Source organism: Ruminococcus sp. Marseille-P328 (genome assembly GCF_964249465.1).
GTDB classification, from domain to species: domain Bacteria; phylum Bacillota; class Clostridia; order Lachnospirales; family Lachnospiraceae; genus Blautia_A; species Blautia_A faecis.
Map to the genome: position 1 here is coordinate 199,844 of NZ_CAXUBQ010000002.1, position 18,855 is coordinate 218,698.

Below are 18,855 nucleotides of genomic sequence, written 5' to 3' on the forward strand. Positions count from 1 at the left end.
CCGGTTCTGTACATTGTTAAAATACAGGCAGTCTGCCATAAATATAGTATGCTGCCAAAGCCCTGTATCAGCGGTGGAATCCGGTGTGTTCAGAACGGTTTCCGGATACAGATTGTGTCCGCAGTAAAGCAACACAAACTGCCCCTCTTCCTTCCGGAAATAGTAGGGCAAAGGTCCGTCTGTGATCACGTAGCCGGAGAGTGCAAGTGCCTTGCCGTATTCTTCGCTGTCCGGGCACACCAGAGTAATATTCTCAGACAGAGCTGTGCTGTCGGAAAGATAGCGGTTCAGAAGAGCCTGGAACAAGGCATGCTTCTCCTGAGTCAGGGAGACAATGATCTGGTGTTCTCCAAAATTCCTCAGAAGATGCACAAGCAATTTCAATATCCAGGTAGGAATTTCTTTTCCACGGCTGGCTTCCAGAAGAATCTGCTCCGGATCAGGAGCAAGGCTTCCGGTATAGGCAAAGCCATAAAACTGAGAGGAAGTTTTTTCCCGGTGGATCATCTCAGCAGGCTGATAGCTGGGAGATGTTTTGTGAGAAAGCTTGTAATCCTTTATCCAGGCTTTCTGCTGCTGTACGGTCATTCCGTTGCAGGCCTCTATGAAAGAAATCATTTCCTGTCTGGAACCATAAAGACAGAGCAACCGCCCAATATGTGGCGGAAGTGAATATCGGACATAATGATTGTTCTCCCAGTCCGGAATATTGGACTCCATATAATCGAAAAGCTCATTGATCAATTGCAGCTTCAGTTCTTTCTGGTCAGTCTCATAGTTGGTGAGAAGCTTCCAGAAACGGTAGAAAAAATGACGCACAGCAATGAAATCCAGCTCTGTCTGATATTGTTCAAACAGCCCCAGCTTCTCCATTTCTTCCTTCATAAAAATAATGGCATTCCGGATGTGAAGGGTGGAAGGCGTGAGACGGCTGAGGAATCCTACATTTTTTCTGTAATTATAGAAGCACTGATCCACGTATCCGATGGAACGGGCTTTCACAGCCAGAAGATAGGCCACCGGAAGATCTTCAAACCGGATTCCTTCCGGGAAACAAAGTCCGTTAAACAGGCCTCTGTGAATGAACTTGATCCATGGGTATGGAGAAATCGCAGGTAATTCATAGGGCTTGTCTGCAACGCGGAAATTCTGATTATGACAGGATGCAATGTATTCCTTACGGACTCCGGTCTCAGAATCTACATTATAGTAACGGAAAAGAACCAGGTCGTTTCCGTCAGCGGTAGCTTTTTCATAAAGAAGTCTGCAGGCGTCAGGCTCTACGAAGTCATCGCTGTCTACAAACCAGACATATTCTCCATGGGAATGGGCAAAACCGTAATTTCGTGCCCTGCTGACGCCGTGGTTCTCTGTGGAAAATATAAAAAGCTTCTCCGGATTTAACGACTGATAAGCCTGCAGAATCTGCAGGCTTCCATCTGTACTGCCATCATTGACAGCTACGATCTCTATTTCCTCAAGTGTCTGTGCCAATAAGCTGTCCAGGCACGCGCTCAGGTATTTTTCCACGTTATACACCGGTAAAATGATGCTGACTTTAAAAGACTTCATCAAAAACTCTCTACCCCATTCCTAATTCCGATATTTCAAGTCAAAATTACAGTTATTTCGTCAATCTTTTACCTATAATAGTACCAGTTCGACAGGGGGATTTCAAGGGGAAAAGGAAGGGAGTGAACAGTAATTTATTTTCTGTTTATTTCGTTCTCACCAAATGAACACATTTATATAGTACCATGGGAAACGAGAAGGAGGGTTTTTACTTATGACTGACAAGGAGTATTATGAGCTTATTCAGCCGTATGAGGATGCGATGAAGCTATTGCTGACACGTCTGGAAGTGCTGAACCACTCTATTTATAAAACAAAGACGGGGAAACCCGTTCATAACGTACAGTACCGGATCAAAAAGAAGGACAGCATTGAGGAAAAACTGGTGCGTCATGGCTTCGAGCCAACCTTGGAAAATGCCAAGGATCAGTTGCAGGATATTGCGGGGGTGCGTATTATCTGCTATTTTGTTGGTGATGTAAATAATCTGATAAACATGTTAAAGAAGCAGCTAGACCTTATTTTCATCCGTGAGAGAAACTATATTGAGAGCCCCAAGCCCAACGGTTATCGCAGCCATCATGTCATTCTCGGCGTAAATGTCTGCTGTCTGGATGCAAACGAATACTATCCGGTAGAAATCCAGCTGCGCACCATCTCCATGGACTTCTGGGCCGCCATGGAACACCGCGTCTCCTACAAGAAACAATACGACAACAAAGAACAACGTGTAGCCGAACTCCTCCAATACTCCAATATTCTGGAAAAGATGGAAAAGGAGTTTGAGAAATATAATGATCATCCGGTTGAAATGTGAGTAGCAATCTGATAAAATAAAGAAAACATTTGTTCGAAGGAGGCTATAAACATGGTGTTTGTAAATGAAGCATGGAACGGAACTGGTGAAATTGTAGTTTACAGTAACTATCATAAATATTGGCTGGACAGAGAACGAAAGATAAAGAATCCATTGTTTGATGTGTTTAGCGGGAAAATATTGGATTTGAAGGATAAGAAACCATCGGCGATTAAATATTTTTACAATTTACTGGATTGTGAGATATGCCCCGGAGTAACTATTTGTGTGGTACCTTCCAGTAATGCGGAAAAAAGAGAATCCGGAATTGGAAAACTAGGAGAAATGCTTGCTGCCAATGGAAGGGATAATAAAGTATATTTTTTAAGAAGAAGCCATTCAATCAACAAGCTTGCAACAGGAGGAAGCAGGAATCTGTCAGTTCATATGCAGTCTATTGATACGGTAGAGGATATAGACATAAGCGGAGACATTGTATTATTGATGGATGACGTAACTACAACTGGAAACTCTCTGTATGTCTGCAAAGAAATTTTATTAAATCGTGGAGCCGCTAATGTAGAAATGTTTGCATTGGGTAAGGCAATATAAAATGGAAAAGCTTATGGAAGAAAAGAAAACAACACTATGGCAGGAAATAAAAATCTGTCGAGTTGATGAAACAAATTATCCACATGATTTGAAAAAAATAAAAGACCGGCCAGAGGTTTTGTACTATAGAGGAAATATTGATATTTTGAATGAGCATAAAAGTATTGCGGTTGTAGGATCACGTAAGATATCGGCTGTAGGTGCTAAGTTGGCTTATAATGCGGGCAGTATTATAGGCAAAAATGGTTTTAATCTTGTAAATGGTCTTGCACTTGGCTGTGATACAGAAGCTCTAAAGGGGGCTCTGGCAGCAGGGGGGAAATGCGCAGTGGTTCTTCCTTGCGGAATAAATGAAATATATCCGAAATCTAATCAATGGATTGCAGAAGAAGTTTTAAAGCAGGGCGGATGTCTTATTAGCGAATATCCCGAAGGAACAAGACCTGAGAAATATCGTTTCGTGCAGCGCGACCGACTTCAAAGTGGCATGTCTCAGGGGGTTCTGGTAGTAGAAGCTATGGAAAAAAGTGGTACTATGCATACTGCAGAGTATGCAAAAAAACAGAATCGCCGCCTGGCTTGTTATTATCACGGTTTGTTGAAATATTCTACAGGAAATAATGTTTTGGAGAATTTATATCAGGCAGCAGTGATTAAAACCAATGAGGATTTAGAGAACTATTTATGTGAAATTGCAGATATAGAAGAATATACGCAATTGAGTTTTGATTTTGTATAACTATTTCCCCACGAGAAACAGAAAAGCAGCATTGTTTCTCGTGGGGATTTTTATGTTCTGTTTTAGTACAAATTTTATTGAAAAATATTCTACATCATTTCTACTTTTTTATCTTATTTTTCGTACGGAATAAATGGCAAAAATGCCGTAGTTCGCATACTCTTTTCATATTCTAACAGTTGCGAAAGACCCTGACTTTTGCAGCTAAATGGATATAAAACACCCGTCAAACCCAGTAAATACAGGGCTTGGCGGGCTTTCTGCTTTGTCAGATTTTCATGGTGTTTTTTCTATTTTTGGGTCTTTGCTAAAACTTTTTTTATTTCCCCTAGCGTACGGATACGTTTTCCAAAATCAATATCTGTAACTCTTTCGATATCTTTTAAAACTTCATCGTAATAATCAAACAGATAATAGTTTTGCTGGATTAGGCTGCATTTGGCTTTTGACAGAGATTCCAAAATAGTTCCGATGCTGTATTTTCGCTCCAGTTTATTTTCCAGTATTCTAGCGATTGTCAAAGCTACAAAACAGGTAAGGAAATGTGCTTCGATATGTTCTTTTGTCCAGACATACACGGGTCTGGCTTCCAGTTCACTTTTGGTTACTTTAAAAGATTCCTCAATTCTCCATAAACCTCGGTACATATCGATAATCTCGTCGTCAGATGTCTCCATTTCGCTGGTTAAGAGCATGTAGTAACCATCCAGTGATTCTTCCTCCCGGATTTTGTCCTCATCAATGTCCAGCCCAGAAGAGGCGGTAAGGATTTCTCCGGTTTCTTTGTCATAGTCTATTTTTTGACATATTTTGCAGCACCATAAGACGTGGCTCTTATATAATTCCCTGGATTTTTTGCCAGGTCTCTTGCTTTTGTCAGTGCAGCTTCACGCTCTGCTTTTGCTCGTTTGGCATATTTTTCACTCCAGAAGACAACCTGTTTCTCATTTACCTGCTTTTTTATTTTTTTGCCCGAAACAGAGGATACTTGGATTGTTCTTGGAGACTTGCGGGATTTCCGCTTGTATTCTGTACCAAGTCATTCATAACCTTCCTGTTCCAGAATATAGTCCTTGATGCTTTTTTCTGCGCCCCGGATGGACATACTGAAAACATATCCGTCATGAGTGGGCGTGTTGATCGTGTACCAGATGTTATCACCTGTTGTCATTCCTTTGTCAGCAACGGAAATGACTCTGCCAAGATCAAACTGCTTTTTGATGCGTCCAAAGTTAGGTCTGTAGGTCAGACAGTCATTGGTATTTCCGGGAAAAAGCTCATAAGTAATAGGAATTCCCTGATTATCCATGAAAAGTCCCATCTGCACAATTGGATTTGGACGATGTTCTTTTGAAACTCCTTTACGGAGAAAATCGGTTTGCTCATCTGTCTCAAAATAGTAGTTTGTAACATCATAATAGATGAGGCTGGTATCCCTGCCATAATTCTCTTTGATATGGTCATTTAGCCAGATCTGCAAGTTTTCTTTATATTTGTCAAGGAAAGACAGACAGCGGTAAACATCGTCTAAAGAGTAGTCTGTTTTCTCAAAGAAATGTTCCCGATCATCATAGGAAGATTTCTTTGAAGCAGGGAAAAGAAGTCTGGAATAGACCAGCATCTTCATGATGGTATTGGCATCATACTGTTCTTTTGAGCGGCGCTGCCGGTTCGTTAGGAAAGTATGGAGACCGAGCTCATGGTAGATCTGGCTCAGTGCAGCATAGCCAAAGTTTTTTCTCAGCTTGTCACCTAAACAAAGGCGATCAGAATCGTAAAAAGTAAAGTGGAGGGGAGCCTGTCTGGCTGCTTTTTCAGCTTTTAGCTGCTCGACTCTTTTTTGAAAGTGAGCAATAGGGTCATCATATTTTTTTTCTAATTCGTCTAGCCAGCCAATAGATTCTACTGTTTTCTGGCGGGAGCATTTCTTAGCTTTATCGTAATAGGTGTCAACAATGGAAAGGCGAATCCGGCCATTCAGGTTTGGTGTTTTTTTGAGGTACATAGCAAGCACTCCGTTTCGTATAATATTTATTGCACCACAAAACGATACAAAACGCTAGTAAAATATGACGAAATTTAAAAATAAAAAAAGCCTGAAAGCAAGGAAACAAAAGGTTTTCAAGCGATAAGTGAGCATATGTTACTGCAAAACTGTGGTGCATGGCGAATCTCGTTGGGCTGCGGTTTCGGTCGTTCGCATCCTTCAAAATGAAAAGTACAAGGGAGATCTGCTTATGCAGAAGTATTATATCCGGGATTTTCTTACGAAAGAGCTGGAAAAGAACGATGGAAAACTGACACAGTATTATGTGGAAAATGATCATGAAGCAATCATAGAGCGGGAAATATGGGACGCGGCACAGCTGGTATCCCAGAGAGAAAATCTTCTGTCAGGTTGGGAGAAAGATATTGCCCAGGGAAATGCCCTGGAGCGCTTACGCGCAGCACAGATGAAAGAGCTGACCGAAAAGTATCCTGACTGGTTCCAGGTGGCGAAGAATACGAGAATGGTGATTGGGGAAATTATAATTGGGGGTGATAAGGGGTGTGAGATTTTGTTTATGGATGGCGTAAGGCTGGTGACGGATTAGAGCGTGTTTGAAAAATCATTCCCGTTACCAGGGGAATAGGCTGTGAAGAAAGAAAGCAAAAGAATTTAGCAGACTTTCGAAAAATACTTGTAAATCAAGAACTTCAATGTTATTATGATAAAAAGCATATTTCTCATATAGTTCAAGGCATATCCGCCATCTGATTTATCTAATCACACATCAGAAATCCATGCTTTTTACCCATTAACGAAGAAGAGCAGGAGTTCTGAATGAAAGGTATGTATGCTTAGCTTGTCTTTTCTGACTCCTGCAAAGAAAAGGAGGACCAGCCTATGGTAAACAGAAACTACAAGGTCACGATATTCCGGATGCTATGAAGGCAGTAACAGGGAATTGATGGAACAGTGCCAGATACTAAGGGAATATGCAATATATGTAGCGCGGGTTCGTAAATATGCAAAATATATGCAACTGGAAACAGCTGTTCAAAAAGCTGTAGATGAATGTATTCAGGAGGAAATTCTGGAAGAATTTCTTCGGAAAAATAGAGCGGAGGTTATCGCAGTGAGTATATTTGAATATGACAAAGAAGAGGAAGAACGTAAATTGAGAAAAGCTGAGTTTGAGGCTGGGGAGCAAAGTGGAATACAAAAAGGAATACAAGAGGGAATACAGGAAGGAAAGGAATTGAAAACAAAAGAAATTGTCAATTCGTTACTTCAGGATGGAATGGGCATTGAAAAGATTGCGGCTTTACTGAAAATTAGCAAAGAACATGTTTTGGAATTAGCAGGAAGGAGCAAAAATTTATGAAAAAGAATCACCACCTTCATCGGCTGGTTCGTCTTTGCCTCATCATTTCCCTGCTTCTGCTGTGCAGTACAAGCCAGGTATTTGCCGCTGCAAAGGTAAATCTGAAAAACACCAAGATTAAACTATCAGCCACCAAACTCACCTACAATCAAAAAGTCCAGCGCCCGAAGGTAAGCGTCACCTATAAGGGCAAAGCCCTGAAAGAGAAGAAAAACTATGTTCTGAAGTATTCCAAGGGCTGCAAAAAGGTAGGCACCTATACGGTTCAGATTATTGGAAAAGGTGCTTATACCGGCAAAGTGAAAAAGCAGTTTACCATTTTGCCTCCAAAGACCCAGGTAATGGGTGGTTATGTTGGAAAAAAGACTGCCAGTGTGGTAATAAAAAGGCAAACCGCTCAGACCAGCGGTTACCAGCTGCGCTATGCCACAAATTCCAAATTAAAAAATGCGAAAACCATAACAGTCAAAGGAAACAAAAACAACACCGTTTCCCTCAATGGACTGAAAGCCGGAACTACATATTATATGCAAGCCCGTACCTACATGGCCATTAAAGGAAAGAAATATTATTCCAAATGGTCTTCCACAGAACATTGCAAAACAAGCGGAAAGTCAAAAGAAAATACTTCAAATACAACGCCTACCCCTAAGCCGGTTCCGAAATTAACGCTCGAAGAGGGAAAAGCAAATATAACCCTGGAAAGCGGAAGGTATTATGAGATTGAAATTTCAAATGGAATCAAAGACATTAATATTTCTGATCCGGCTGTTGTATATTCCACAGATGAAGCTGAAGGCGGAAACAGCCACTTATTTGCGACGCTTGAGCCTGGGAAATGCGTGATTACCATCACGGATATTTATGGACAAAAAATTACTTCCACGGTTTCAGTTACCCAGAAGCTATACAATCCGCATACTGAGACTTCTTATGTAGTGACATCTGAAACCGTTGACAGCACCCTTCCTGTTCCAGCCATCAAGTCAATAGATTATGGTGACGGATGGGTGGATTTGAACTGCCCGGGAACTTTTTCCCAGTCAGATCCTTATGTTGGTTACGAAGGTTATCTTTCTTACAATGATAAGTTTGCATACAGTGTTCAGGATATGCGAACAATCGGTGAAGATGACGGGATAGGAAGTGTGAGTTTCTATTATTTAGACTCAGGCCGCAGTTATTATGCAAAAGTACGTTCTTACACCATCCGCAATAATGTAAAAGTCGTTGGACCGTGGAGCGAAATTCGTAAAGTAGATTTGCCAATATATGATACGAAAGGCATAACACCTGCTAAATATACCTATGAAATTTATGGTTTGGACAAGCAGAAAGCAGATATTTACACACAGTGTATCAAACCTCTTTTTATAAAAACAGACAATCAGGATCTGAATTCTTTTAGACTGATCTGTGATGGAGAAAGCCCTTTGATAAATGTGTATTCAGGTGGAACAACGCACATATATGATGATATTCCTTATGAAAACGGCGATTCCGAGACCACTTCCCTGAAAAAAGTAAAAGGCGGTTATATCGGATATGTATATTTTGAAAAAGCAGGAACTTACGATATCGAATTCCGAGAATACTCCATGTCTGGTTACACGGTTGCAAAAACAGTGGCATTAAATGTTATGGATTATGACCAGGCTGAGAAAGCATGGATGACTGACATTATCAATAAAGTTACAACTTCCGATATGACTCCATTTGAAAAAATGGACGCTGTAAGTGATTATCTCACAGAGCCAGGTCGCTTCAAATATGTAACGGTACATGGAAATTATCTGGTATCTCTGGCTGCAGAACCTAATACTCCATTTTTTGTATCTTATCGTTGGGATTCCTGCACATCACCGGCAGCCCTTTGTGATTTTGCAAAGTTAATCGGTGGGTTTGATGATATTCACAATTGTTATGGTGATTATCAGAGAGGCACTGAGGAATGGTCTCGCTGGCATTATGTGGCTAAACTTACGATAGAAAGCGAAACACGAAATTACGCCGTATGCCCGATGAGCCCAACCGGTGAAGTCGGCGAAACACAGATGATCGACCTGACAGACTTTAGTAATATGAGGAAATTTGGGTGATTTCAATTTAAATAATTCTTTTTACCGGGCAGGCCAGAAGTCATTTCTGGTCTGCTTTTCTGCACAATTCTTATGAAAATCATATACATAATCCTCAATTTTTTTGATTGACATTGCCCTTCGTTAAGTCGTATACTTAATTTACTTTTACAAAAGAAAAATCTAAATCTGACCATTCGGTCAGGTAATTCCATTTCGTTATGAATATTTTGCGTGGGGATGAAATAGTTGTTGTAAAGTTGTACTTTTGTATACTAATACTTGAAAAATACAAAATATATGTATATACTAATGATAGTACAAAATGTTCGTTCTTGTATTGTACACATGACTTTATATAACTTTTTCATACCAAGAAAGGAGTGTGCATGCGGGAAAAGAACGCCACATCAATTGAGTACTTTAAGGATCCACGACGGATAGTGGATCTTCTGAATGGAATGGTTTTTCATGGCAGGCAGGTTATTACAGAAGATAATCTGTTGGAGAAAAATCCAGTGCTGCATAATGTCTATCGGGAAAAGAATAAAGTTGTCGCTATAGAAAATACACCAGATCTGTCTGTTGCAGTGACGTGGAAGAGTCTGAAATTTCAGTTTATGATTCAGATACAAACACTGGAGCATTATGCAATGCCGGTCAGACTTTTGCACGAGAAAGGAATTGACTATTATAATCAGTGGAAAAAACTGCAAAAGGATCATAAGAACTGTAATGATTTAAAAGATAATGCCGAGCGGCTTTCGGGAATGAAAAAGACCGATCATTTTTACCCTGTGCTTCAAATTGTAATCTATTTTGGACAAGAGCACTGGCGTGCAGCCTTCAAAATGGATGATCTGACCGGAGCAAATGATTTTCCAGAAGAACTGCAGAAATTATTTTTCGAGACACCAATGCTGCTTTTTGAAGTGTATTATTTCAAAAATATACACTGGTTCCAGACCGATTTACAACAGGTTTGTGGATTTTTGCAAAGAACGAATGACAAAACGGCTTTACGGGAGTATGTAAAGGCAAATGAAGAGGTTTTCTCCAAACTAGAAGAAGACACATTTGACCTACTTACTGTAATGTCGGGAATTAGGGCCATGAAACTTATAAAGAGAGATGTTGAAACGGTGGGAGGTGAATTTGATATGTGCAAGGCGTTTGATGATATGATGAGAGACAGCAAACAGGAAGGTATTCGTGAGGGCAGACGTGAGGGCGAACGTAAGACAGAAGAACGAATGAATTAATTCAAAAGTTAGTCTCTGCTGGGCGTATTAATGATTTATTGCAGGCAAGTAATAATAAAAAGTATCGAAAAAAACTGATGGCGGAGTTGGGAATTGCATAAGGGTAAAATTGGGTGGCAGCCTTTGATAGCAGCCACCCAATTTAATTCCAGAAGAATTACAATTCTTTGGGTAAATATAGTTCAACCTCAGTATTTTCATTTATTACATTGTACTTCACGAGCTTATATGTTACTCTATTCTAAGAATCGCAATTGTATTTGACTAATTCAGGCATATACAGTACTGTCGCCGATAGGAGACATGTTCGTTTATGGAGCAAAGGAACTATGAAGAAAAAAAGAAAAGGTTTTACACTGGCAGAGCTTCTCATTGTTGTTGCCATAATAGCAGTATTGGTGGCAATAGGTATTCCCATATTTACCAGCCTGCTTGAAAAAAGCCGAGAAGCAGCCGATGCTGCAAATATAAGGGCACAGTATGCACAGGTTATGGATGAAGCAATTACAGTCGATGGAAATGTGAATATTGATGGAAAAGATTTTGAAAAAATCAATCTTAGGCAAAAACAGCCAGACTGGCAAACGGAGACAATCCCCAATAGTCTGGGAAATTTTTCTGTTATTGAAGGAATTCCCGGGACACAGGCGTGGGTAGAATATCATGCTGATACAGAAACGGTTTACATTAAGTTTGAGGGGGAAAGCCAAAATGGTGATAGCGACTCAAATGGGGAAAATAATATCCTGATAGATAGCAGTTCCTGGGATAGCACATCCGGTTGGGAGGTAATAAATGCGAAGTTTGAGAATGGAAAGGCAATTCTAACGCCTTTTTCTCATAAGGATAGTGTGCTAAAACAGGGTGGCGATGGAACGATTATGTTACAGGCGAATAAAAAATACAAACTTGTTGTTAATATAGAAGAGTGTGGCGCGAATCTAAAGGTTAGATTGTCAAATAGAAATGGCAATAATACCTACCTTGAACAAAATGTTCAAAATTGGGGGAAATATGAATTTGATTATACGCATGAAAAAGGGCGCGATGATGATGTGCGAATTTCTTTTGAAGTCCCGAAAGGTCAAGAAAGAAAAGATTCGGTATGCATTACATCAGTCTCTTTTATGCAGGTAAATAATTGAAAACACAGTCTGTGCGGATATTGAATAATTGCGAACATAATCGAAAAGAGGAAGAAGAGCTCCGGTATAGGGAGGAATATGATGTTGGAAAAATTGCTGGAGTTGAAATGGAGCGCAAAAATACGAAAAAGAAAGTAACAGAGCTAATCTTGTCAAGTTGAGGACGTCTTGTTAATCAATTCATAGAAAAAAGAATTTCTCGCAAGGTAGAAGGCAAACAAGTCTCGTCCTTGTTGGGATACTTTTAATTACTGCTGGAAATGCCGAAATGTGGTATTAACTGACATCCCCTTTTCAGCGCAATTCTTACGAAAATTATATGGTATTTTGTCGAAAATGCAGGTGGATTTCTTCATATCTATATGCTATCATTAAAAAGAAAAAGTATGTTTTTTGCAAAAAAACATAAGAAAAAGGGATGTTTATGAGAAGTAAAATGAAATCTGTTAGGGGGTTTACTCTGGCGGAACTTTTGATTGTTGTGGCAATAATTGGCGTTTTAGTTGCAATCGCTATTCCCGTTTTTACCAGTCAGTTGGAACGGAGCCGCGAAGCGGTGGATCTTTCAGATGTTAGGTCGGCTTATGCAGAAGTAATGATGGCTGCAATTACAGGGGATACTATGGCTACATATACTAAGAATAGTAGTGAAACAATATGGAAAAATAACGGTGATTATTCCATTACTGTAAAACCCTTAAAACAGCAAAAAGATGGCTGGCAAACACCGCTTCCAATTACCATTGGTGGAGTATCGTCAGGCACAGGAGAACCCCAATGGGTTGGAAATCCAGGACCTAATGGATCTTGTGTAATTACATATCATCCAGCGGAAGGGACAAATTCAGAATATGTTTCGTTTGTGTGGAGTGGTGGAACTGTTGGGGATAATGGAAGTAATAATCCAAGCGAAAATCCCGGAACAGATCCATCAAATCCAGATAATTCTAATCAAAATATTCCGCCTACGAACATAATAGGAGGTTTAACAGCACCTATACATTCTTATCCAGAAATTGCATTTAATGGTATTAGAGGAAATGTTTATTCTTATAATGGGAAATTATATGTTTGTATTAATAATCAAAAATATGATGCAAAGGGTAGTCCGACAGGAAATTATCAATGGCAATTTCCAGAACTTAAAAAGATTGAACCATTAACATCTGCCAATTTAAAAGAAAATGATAATCATCAAAATTGTCTTGAAAATTTACAACGAGGACAATTGTACTTTGATGGAACTGATTATTATATATGTCATATAGACTCTAAGTATGAGATTGCTCCACCAACAAATACGTGGAACTGGACTAAAATTAATAGTAGTAAATAGATTTTTATTAGTAATGGGTTGAAGTTAGAAGTTTTAAGCGTAGTAGTTTAATTTGCTACTACGCTATTTTCAACTATTTTTTCAAACACAACTATTAAGCTTAAAAAAACGATATAATGTATAAAAATTTAGAGTATGTGGTACAGTGATTCATCTTGTATTCTGTGATTTGTCATGCTACTATAAATCTGTAACTATCTTTTGATTCAAGTTATAGCGGAAGCATATCAAACATAAAAACACATGGAGAGAAGAAAAATGCAAAAGAAAAAGAAGAGGATATTTGCAGTCCTTTTGTCCGCAATTCTGGTAGTTGCGCTCACCGGCTGCAGTAAGCTGGGTTCCATTATTAATGAAATTCATGGCTCATTGATCGGAAACAATTATACCGTATATACCTATGATAATTATGGGAATCAGACCTTGAAAACTTCTGGAAAGAAAATCAGCATTACCGGAAATAAAATCGAAACTGTCAGCTATGACAGCGATGGAAGAGCAGTAACCGGCTATGATCTGTCTTCAGTAATCACGATTACCATTGATGGAAAAGAAATCGAAAGCTGCGGAGACACCTGTGTATTTGTTCAGAAGGGGCTGGAACCGGAGGTGGATTTCTCATTGGACGAGGTCAACAGTAACGGTGGGAACGGAATCACGGATAATGCAGCTCTGGCAAGGGTTTTGAACCGGTACAAAAATGATTTCGGCAAATCCAGGGTTGTGGTCATCAAATCCCAGCTTGGACAGCCTATCGCTGCATTTTCCGGGGATAATGTTTATTGGGAAATTCCGGACGATCTGCCGAAAATGACAAAGCTTATGGTCGATGGGAAGGCACTGTATATACACCGGGCGAACTACCAGATTATTGATAAAGACCTTCTTTAAAGATAAGTGCGTATTTAAGAAATCGGATGTTTTATAATGATAGAAAGTGAAAGATAAGAGGAGTTACAAATGGAACTTACAGAACCAGGGCTACGAGTGAAAAATGCAGAAAAAATGCAGCAATCCAAGAGGGCATCAGGGGAAGAAATGCGACCAGCGGTATCTGTAATCATGCCCGTATATAATGGAGAGAAATACATCGCCCGGGCAGTGCAGTCTGTTTATGCACAGGATGTACCACTGGAGCTGATTGTTATTGATGACGGCTCTGTTGATGGAACCCGGGAAGCGCTCATTCCATGGGAAAACAGACCGGATTTTGTTTATATAAAAAATGAGCGCAATCTCGGTGCTGCCGGTTCCCGTAACCGTGGTGTGTCTGTTGCGAAAGGCAGATATGTGGCATTTCTGGATGCAGATGACTGGTGGGAAGAGGGAAAGCTGGCGGCACAGCTGGCCGCTCTTGAAATGACCGGTGATGTAATCTGCTCCACAGGACGTGATCTCATGAATCCGGACGGAACCTTTACAGGCAAGTATATTCCGGTTAAATCCAGGCTGGATTATCATGAGCTTCTGAAACATAACAGCATTAACTGTTCTTCCGTTCTGATTCTCCGTGAGGTGGCACTGGAATTTCCCATGGAGCATGATGATAGCCATGAGGATTATATCACCTGGCTGAAGGTGGTGCGAAAATACGGACATGCCACAGGAATTAATAGGCCCTATCTGAAATATCGTCTGTCCCAGGGCGGAAAGTCAAGAAACAAAGCCAAATCTGCCATCATGACCTATCAGGTGTACCGTTACGTTGGCTATGGACCGCTGAGAAGTGCCTGTTTCTTTTTGTCCTATGCATTTCACGGAATCTGGAAATATCGTTAAAGTATCAATGGGGCTCTCCCATTTTCCTACGCCATTGCAGGGGAGAGCATCCTGCCTGTTTCCTGAAATATCTGCTGAAATGGGAAAAATCTGAAAATCCGCACATCTGCGCAATCTGCTGGACAGTCAGTGCTTCATTTGTCAGCAGGTTCTTTGCCTTATCCATACGGATCTGAAGCAAATCTGCATGAGGGGTACTCTGGAAAAATTTCTGATAGCAGGAATAGAACTGGCTTTTTTCCAGGCTGACCGTTTTACAAAGCTCTGTGGTGTCCCATGGCTTAGCGTAGTTCGTGAGCATTTCCAGCCGAAGCTTTCGAAATGCAGAATAAAGATTGTCTCCTTCTGTTCCACTTCCATGTATCTGATGGCTTTTAAGTCCCCTTGCAATCGTAATCATAAGCTGCTGAAAGAGAGTATACTCGTATTCATCGGAAAATAAATCATTTGCTATATGTTCTTTGTGAAGGAGCCGGATGCAGGCATCGATCTCTTCACAGTTTCCCGGATAAAAAACAGTGTTAAGTGGGATTCCATACTGTTTTTTCAGATCTGCCTTACAGGAAAAATGAAGGTAGCTGTTCCGGAACCTGTGAACAGCCTTATAATACTGCTCATATCCGGGGGCATAGAGAATACAGGCATTTTCCTTGGAAATACTGAGTTTTTTATCCAGATAAACCTTCATGGGTGTCTTAAAAAGCAAAAACAGATAGTCTCCGCTTCCGTTGGGACGGTAGATCTGATCATAATCAGGGTTTGAATAGTTGTATTCGCAGAACTGAATGGAAAAATCCCTGTCTGCAGATTCGTGAAAATTCATGCTCTGGACTCCTTTCACCATTTTTTTTACTGTAATCATTATCGGAAAAAAAGTCAACTATATCGGAAGAAAAAAACTGGTAAAAAAATCGTATGCCATTAAAATAATAGATACATAAAGAGCAGAAAAATGCCATACAATTGGCACCATATAAGGAGGACACCATGAAAAAAGCACAGATCATCATCGATAAATATTTCCTCACCGGCAAGGTGGATAAGCGGATTTTCGGTTCTTTTATTGAACAGCTGGGACGTGCTGTTTATGAAGGAATCTATCAGGAGGGCAGCCCGCTGTCTGACGAGCAGGGCTTTCGTAAAGATACTCTGGAACTGGTAAGGGAGCTTCAGGTTCCGATTGTCCGTTATCCGGGAGGCAACTTTGTTTCCGGCTTTAAATGGGAAGACAGTGTTGGACCGAAGGATCTAAGACCTGCCAGACCGGAACTTGCCTGGGGTGTGATCGAGAACAATCACTTTGGCCTGGACGAGTTCGTGGACTGGGCGAAGAAAGCAGACACAGATATCATGATGGCAGTGAATCTTGGAACAAGAGGACCGGAGGAAGCCAGAAATCTTCTGGAATACTGTAATTTTAAGGGCGGTACCTATTACAGCGACATGCGTAAGGCCAACGGCCATGCAGAGCCGCATAACATTAAGACCTGGTGTCTGGGAAATGAAATGGATGGTCCATGGCAGATGGGACATAAGACTGCATATGAATATGGAAGAACTGCAGCGGAGACTTCCCGCATTATGAAAATGCTGGATCCGGAGATTGAGACTGTTGCCTGCGGAAGCTCCAATCTGATGATGCCGACATTTGGAGATTGGGAGTACACGGTTCTGGACGAGTGCTATGATCTGGTGGATTATATGTCCCTTCACCAGTATTACGGCAATGCTGCTGATGACACCCCTGATTTTCTTGCAAATTCCAAAGGGATGGATGACTTTATTTCCGGCGTAGTCAGCATCTGCGACGCTGTCCGTGCGAAAAAGCATGGCAAAAAGCGCATTAATCTTTCCTTTGATGAGTGGAATGTGTGGTATCACAGCAATGCGGCCGACGAGAAACTGGAAAAATGGGGACAGGCTCCACATCAGCTTGAGGATATTTATAATTTCGAAGATGCCCTTCTGGTTGGAAGCATGCTGATCACTTTACTTCGCCATGCAGACCGTGTGAAAATGGCATGCCTGGCACAGCTGGTAAATGTAATCGCGCCGATCATGACCTCCGATACAGGTGCATGGCGCCAGACTATCTTTTATCCATATATGTACACAAGCATTTTCGGAAGAGGAACTGTGTTGAATACACAGGTACTGGCTCCGGTATATGACAGCAGGAATTACTGTGATGTTTCGTATCTGGATTCTGTGTGCGTATGGAATGAGGAGAAAGATACTCTTACAATTTTTGCAGTGAATAAAAGTCTTGAGGAAGATCTGGAGGTAAGCTGCGATTTGCGCCAGTTTGAAGGCTATCAGGTGAAAGAACACATTGTACTTACTAATGACGATATGAAAGCTGTAAATACAGAAGCGGATCCCGAAAAGGTTGTGCCTGTGGAATCCGCTGCAAGCCGGATTGACGGCGGTAAATTAAGTACTGTGCTTGGAAAACACAGCTGGAATATGATCCGTCTTGCTAAGTAGTCCGGGATAAATATTTGCAGATGCTGTGTTAGAGCGTGTTTGAAAAATCATTCCCGCAATCTGCACGCCCCACTTTGCGGTATATTTTGCCCGAATTCAGTTGCCGTAGCCCGCTACGGCGCCTTCATCCGGACAAAATCTCCAATAAATTGTGACGCACATCCTGCAAATTGTTTTTGGGAAGTGTGCACATTGTTGTCATGAAATAAAAAAGTCAGAGATTTCGTAACCTGCATGAATCATACGAAATCTCTGACTATATAATTACCAATGCTTCCTACTTCTGCAGATCCGCCTTAATCTGCGTAGTAGAAATCTCCGGTGTCCTCGGAAGGTACACCACGTCGCAGTAAGGCTTCAGAAAGTCAAACTTCCCTTCCCAATCGTCACCCATAACAAAGGTATCTACGTGGTATTCTTTAATATCACTTACCTTCTGCTCCCAGTTCTCCTCCGGAATTACCAGATCTACGTAGCGGATGGCTTCCAGCAGGGATTTTCTTTTTTCATAAGAGAAATAGCATTTTTTATGCTTCTCGTTCCAGTTAAATTCATCTGTAGATAAAGCTACGATCAGGTAGTCACCATAAGCTTTCGCCCTGCGCAGCAGATTAATGTGCCCATAGTGAAGTAAATCAAAGGTACCGTAAGTAATCACTCGTTTCATGAATTGTGTGCCTTTCATAAAGAAATCTGAAAATAGTCTTGCCGGAATGGTTCCAGGCGATTTACATAGAACTATTTTACCACAGTCTAGGTAGAAAGGAAACATAAGATTATTTATCGGGAGTATTGTGCATTGCGAAGCGCGTTACTGTGAATGGAGTGAACAGTAAACAAGAAGTAAACAGTTACCCTTTATCCATGTTGTAAAAGGTATGTTTTAATGTTAAGATGGAACAATAACAGTGCAGATGTGAGCGGTAACGTGAAAACATCTGTAGGCTGCCGAAAACGAAAAATGGCAGTGGATGAATAAAAGGAAGAGGAAAATAAGTATGAATGTATTTGACATTCTGGGGCCGGTTATGATCGGACCGTCCAGCTCACATACTGCGGGAGCAGCCCGGATCGGTCTGATGACAAGGGCTCTTCTTGGAAAAACTCCGGTGAAAGCGCACATATTTTTGCATGGTTCTTTTGCGAAAACCTATAAGGGACACGGCACGGATAAGGCTCTTGTAGCGGGAATACTGGGAATGCAGACAGATGATGAGCGTATCCGTTTTTCCCTTGATGTGGCGAAAAAGGAGGGGCTGGAAATCCAGATCGAGACTGGTGAACTGGAGGATACGCACCCGAATACTGCGGAGATCACTTTGACTGCAGCAGATGGGGAAAAGGTGTCTCTTCGGGGCAGCAGTATTGGCGGGGGGAATATCTTGATCACCCGGGTGAATGGAATGGAGGTTGCCCTTACCGGGCAGAATCCTGCTTTGATCGTGCTTCACAAGGATGCACCAGGGACGATTGCTGCGGTTACAGAGCTGATGGCAGAGTATGGGGTGAATATCTGCAATTTCCACCTGGCGCGTGAGACCAAGGGCGGCGTAGCAGTAATGACAATCGAGAGCGACAGCCACTTTGTCCCGGAACTCAATGAGAAGATTAACCGGCTGGAGAATATATATTCTAGTACGATGTTAGAGCGTGTATAAATTGCTAGTTAGTGGGTCGAAGT

General features: G+C 41.1%; 17 protein-coding genes and 3 pseudogenes. 14 read left to right on the top strand and 6 right to left on the bottom strand.

The window, feature by feature from the left end; all coding sequences use genetic code 11:
- Window positions 1-1,173: 1,173 nt before the first annotated feature.
- Window positions 1,174-1,572: pseudogene (locus tag ACESTK_RS02835) on the bottom strand (glycosyltransferase family 2 protein); the annotation flags it as partial.
- 214 nt (window positions 1,573-1,786) lie between these two features.
- On the opposite strand from ACESTK_RS02835, the gene ACESTK_RS02840 reads away from it, so the two are divergent.
- From ACESTK_RS02840 to dprA, 3 genes are read left to right on the top strand one after another with little or no spacing between them, the layout of a single operon-like run.
- Window positions 1,787-2,389 (top strand): GTP pyrophosphokinase family protein, encoded by a 603-nt coding sequence (locus ACESTK_RS02840; RefSeq protein WP_270413682.1) that lies wholly within the window; start codon window positions 1,787-1,789, stop codon window positions 2,387-2,389.
- A 51-nt stretch (window positions 2,390-2,440) separates the two neighbouring features.
- The gene (locus ACESTK_RS02845) at window positions 2,441-2,980 is read left to right on the top strand and encodes a phosphoribosyltransferase (protein WP_173772530.1); all 540 of its coding nucleotides are present in this window, start codon (window positions 2,441-2,443) and stop codon (window positions 2,978-2,980) included.
- A gap of 13 nt (window positions 2,981-2,993) precedes the next feature.
- Window positions 2,994-3,719, top strand: coding sequence for a DNA-processing protein DprA (dprA, locus tag ACESTK_RS02850; RefSeq protein ID WP_270413683.1), 726 nt, complete (start codon window positions 2,994-2,996; stop codon window positions 3,717-3,719).
- Window positions 3,720-4,009: 290 nt separating this feature from the next.
- On the opposite strand, the gene ACESTK_RS02855 is transcribed toward dprA, so the two are convergent.
- Both ACESTK_RS02855 and ACESTK_RS02860 read right to left on the bottom strand, forming a co-directional pair.
- Complete coding sequence (locus ACESTK_RS02855) at window positions 4,010-4,528, bottom strand: transposase (protein WP_187565857.1); 519 nt, start codon at window positions 4,526-4,528, stop codon at window positions 4,010-4,012.
- A 230-nt stretch (window positions 4,529-4,758) separates the two neighbouring features.
- Window positions 4,759-5,724 carry a hypothetical protein gene (locus tag ACESTK_RS02860; RefSeq protein ID WP_373118546.1) on the bottom strand — a complete coding sequence of 322 codons (966 nt, stop codon included), beginning with the start codon at window positions 5,722-5,724 and terminating at the stop codon, window positions 4,759-4,761.
- A gap of 154 nt (window positions 5,725-5,878) precedes the next feature.
- On the opposite strand from ACESTK_RS02860, the gene ACESTK_RS02865 reads away from it, so the two are divergent.
- The 8 genes from ACESTK_RS02865 to ACESTK_RS02900 all read left to right on the top strand — a co-directional run bounded on the left by ACESTK_RS02865 (window position 5,879) and on the right by ACESTK_RS02900 (window position 14,687).
- Window positions 5,879-6,313 carry a recombinase family protein gene (locus tag ACESTK_RS02865; protein ID WP_207748695.1) on the top strand — a complete coding sequence of 145 codons (435 nt, stop codon included), beginning with the start codon at window positions 5,879-5,881 and terminating at the stop codon, window positions 6,311-6,313.
- 525 nt (window positions 6,314-6,838) lie between these two features.
- Complete coding sequence (locus ACESTK_RS02870) at window positions 6,839-7,087, top strand: hypothetical protein (RefSeq protein WP_226854216.1); 249 nt, start codon at window positions 6,839-6,841, stop codon at window positions 7,085-7,087.
- A complete protein-coding gene (locus ACESTK_RS02875) occupies window positions 7,084-9,186 on the top strand; it encodes a hypothetical protein (RefSeq protein WP_373118550.1) in 2,103 nt (700 codons plus the stop codon). Before ACESTK_RS02870 ends, ACESTK_RS02875 begins: the two co-directional genes overlap by 4 nt.
- Window positions 9,187-9,554: 368 nt before the next feature.
- The gene (locus ACESTK_RS02880; protein ID WP_373118553.1) at window positions 9,555-10,427 is read left to right on the top strand and encodes a hypothetical protein; all 873 of its coding nucleotides are present in this window, start codon (window positions 9,555-9,557) and stop codon (window positions 10,425-10,427) included.
- 329 nt (window positions 10,428-10,756) lie between these two features.
- On the top strand, window positions 10,757-11,572 hold the full coding sequence (locus tag ACESTK_RS02885) for a prepilin-type N-terminal cleavage/methylation domain-containing protein (RefSeq protein WP_204452410.1): 816 nt from the start codon (window positions 10,757-10,759) through the stop codon (window positions 11,570-11,572).
- Window positions 11,573-11,996: 424 nt separating this feature from the next.
- Window positions 11,997-12,908 carry a type IV pilin protein gene (locus ACESTK_RS02890; protein ID WP_272066898.1) on the top strand — a complete coding sequence of 304 codons (912 nt, stop codon included), beginning with the start codon at window positions 11,997-11,999 and terminating at the stop codon, window positions 12,906-12,908.
- Between the two features lie 258 nt (window positions 12,909-13,166).
- Window positions 13,167-13,799, top strand: a complete 633-nt coding sequence (locus ACESTK_RS02895) for a DUF5052 family protein (protein WP_173772516.1) — start codon at window positions 13,167-13,169, stop codon at window positions 13,797-13,799.
- 69 nt (window positions 13,800-13,868) lie between these two features.
- Window positions 13,869-14,687, top strand: coding sequence for a glycosyltransferase family 2 protein (locus ACESTK_RS02900; protein WP_373118556.1), 819 nt, complete (start codon window positions 13,869-13,871; stop codon window positions 14,685-14,687).
- 4 nt (window positions 14,688-14,691) lie between these two features.
- Here ACESTK_RS02900 and ACESTK_RS02905 read toward each other — a convergent pair whose 3' ends face one another.
- The gene (locus tag ACESTK_RS02905) at window positions 14,692-15,510 is read right to left on the bottom strand and encodes a helix-turn-helix transcriptional regulator (protein WP_226854220.1); all 819 of its coding nucleotides are present in this window, start codon (window positions 15,508-15,510) and stop codon (window positions 14,692-14,694) included.
- A gap of 164 nt (window positions 15,511-15,674) precedes the next feature.
- Here ACESTK_RS02905 and ACESTK_RS02910 point away from each other — a divergent pair, with 164 nt between their 5' ends.
- The gene (locus ACESTK_RS02910; RefSeq protein ID WP_373118558.1) at window positions 15,675-17,174 is read left to right on the top strand and encodes an alpha-N-arabinofuranosidase; all 1,500 of its coding nucleotides are present in this window, start codon (window positions 15,675-15,677) and stop codon (window positions 17,172-17,174) included.
- On the opposite strand, the pseudogene ACESTK_RS02915 reads toward ACESTK_RS02910, so the two are convergent.
- Window positions 17,121-17,291, bottom strand: a pseudogene (locus ACESTK_RS02915) (DUF6783 domain-containing protein); the annotation flags it as partial. The gene ACESTK_RS02910 and the pseudogene ACESTK_RS02915 overlap by 54 nt on opposite strands.
- Here ACESTK_RS02915 and ACESTK_RS02920 point away from each other — a divergent pair.
- Window positions 17,274-17,378, top strand: a pseudogene (locus tag ACESTK_RS02920) (DUF6783 domain-containing protein); the annotation flags it as partial. The pseudogenes ACESTK_RS02915 and ACESTK_RS02920 sit on opposite strands and share 18 nt — an antisense overlap.
- A 73-nt stretch (window positions 17,379-17,451) precedes the next feature.
- Here the strand turns inward: ACESTK_RS02920 and tagD are convergent.
- Entirely contained in the window at window positions 17,452-17,841 is a 390-nt protein-coding gene (gene tagD / locus ACESTK_RS02925) for a glycerol-3-phosphate cytidylyltransferase (RefSeq protein WP_118584161.1), read from the bottom strand.
- A 331-nt stretch (window positions 17,842-18,172) separates the two neighbouring features.
- On the opposite strand from tagD, the gene sdaAB reads away from it, so the two are divergent.
- The gene (gene sdaAB / locus ACESTK_RS02930) at window positions 18,173-18,832 is read left to right on the top strand and encodes an L-serine ammonia-lyase, iron-sulfur-dependent subunit beta (protein WP_187566498.1); all 660 of its coding nucleotides are present in this window, start codon (window positions 18,173-18,175) and stop codon (window positions 18,830-18,832) included.
- Window positions 18,833-18,855: the final 23 nt, after the last annotated feature.

What these genes read in the sequence shown, in the direction of transcription:
- ACESTK_RS02840 (WP_270413682.1), top strand. Translation starts at nt 1,787, where the DNA reads ATGACTGACAAGGAGTATTATGAGCTTATTCAGCCGTATGAGGATGCG.
- ACESTK_RS02845 (WP_173772530.1), top strand. Translation starts at nt 2,441, where the DNA reads ATGGTGTTTGTAAATGAAGCATGGAACGGAACTGGTGAAATTGTAGTT.
- dprA (WP_270413683.1), top strand. Translation starts at nt 2,994, where the DNA reads ATGGAAGAAAAGAAAACAACACTATGGCAGGAAATAAAAATCTGTCGA.
- ACESTK_RS02860 (WP_373118546.1), bottom strand. Translation starts at nt 5,724, where the DNA reads ATGTACCTCAAAAAAACACCAAACCTGAATGGCCGGATTCGCCTTTCC.
- ACESTK_RS02875 (WP_373118550.1), top strand. Translation starts at nt 7,084, where the DNA reads ATGAAAAAGAATCACCACCTTCATCGGCTGGTTCGTCTTTGCCTCATC.
- ACESTK_RS02880 (WP_373118553.1), top strand. Translation starts at nt 9,555, where the DNA reads ATGCGGGAAAAGAACGCCACATCAATTGAGTACTTTAAGGATCCACGA.
- ACESTK_RS02885 (WP_204452410.1), top strand. Translation starts at nt 10,757, where the DNA reads ATGAAGAAAAAAAGAAAAGGTTTTACACTGGCAGAGCTTCTCATTGTT.
- ACESTK_RS02890 (WP_272066898.1), top strand. Translation starts at nt 11,997, where the DNA reads ATGAGAAGTAAAATGAAATCTGTTAGGGGGTTTACTCTGGCGGAACTT.
- ACESTK_RS02895 (WP_173772516.1), top strand. Translation starts at nt 13,167, where the DNA reads ATGCAAAAGAAAAAGAAGAGGATATTTGCAGTCCTTTTGTCCGCAATT.
- ACESTK_RS02900 (WP_373118556.1), top strand. Translation starts at nt 13,869, where the DNA reads ATGGAACTTACAGAACCAGGGCTACGAGTGAAAAATGCAGAAAAAATG.
- ACESTK_RS02905 (WP_226854220.1), bottom strand. Translation starts at nt 15,510, where the DNA reads ATGAATTTTCACGAATCTGCAGACAGGGATTTTTCCATTCAGTTCTGC.
- ACESTK_RS02910 (WP_373118558.1), top strand. Translation starts at nt 15,675, where the DNA reads ATGAAAAAAGCACAGATCATCATCGATAAATATTTCCTCACCGGCAAG.
- tagD (WP_118584161.1), bottom strand. Translation starts at nt 17,841, where the DNA reads ATGAAACGAGTGATTACTTACGGTACCTTTGATTTACTTCACTATGGG.
- sdaAB (WP_187566498.1), top strand. Translation starts at nt 18,173, where the DNA reads ATGAATGTATTTGACATTCTGGGGCCGGTTATGATCGGACCGTCCAGC.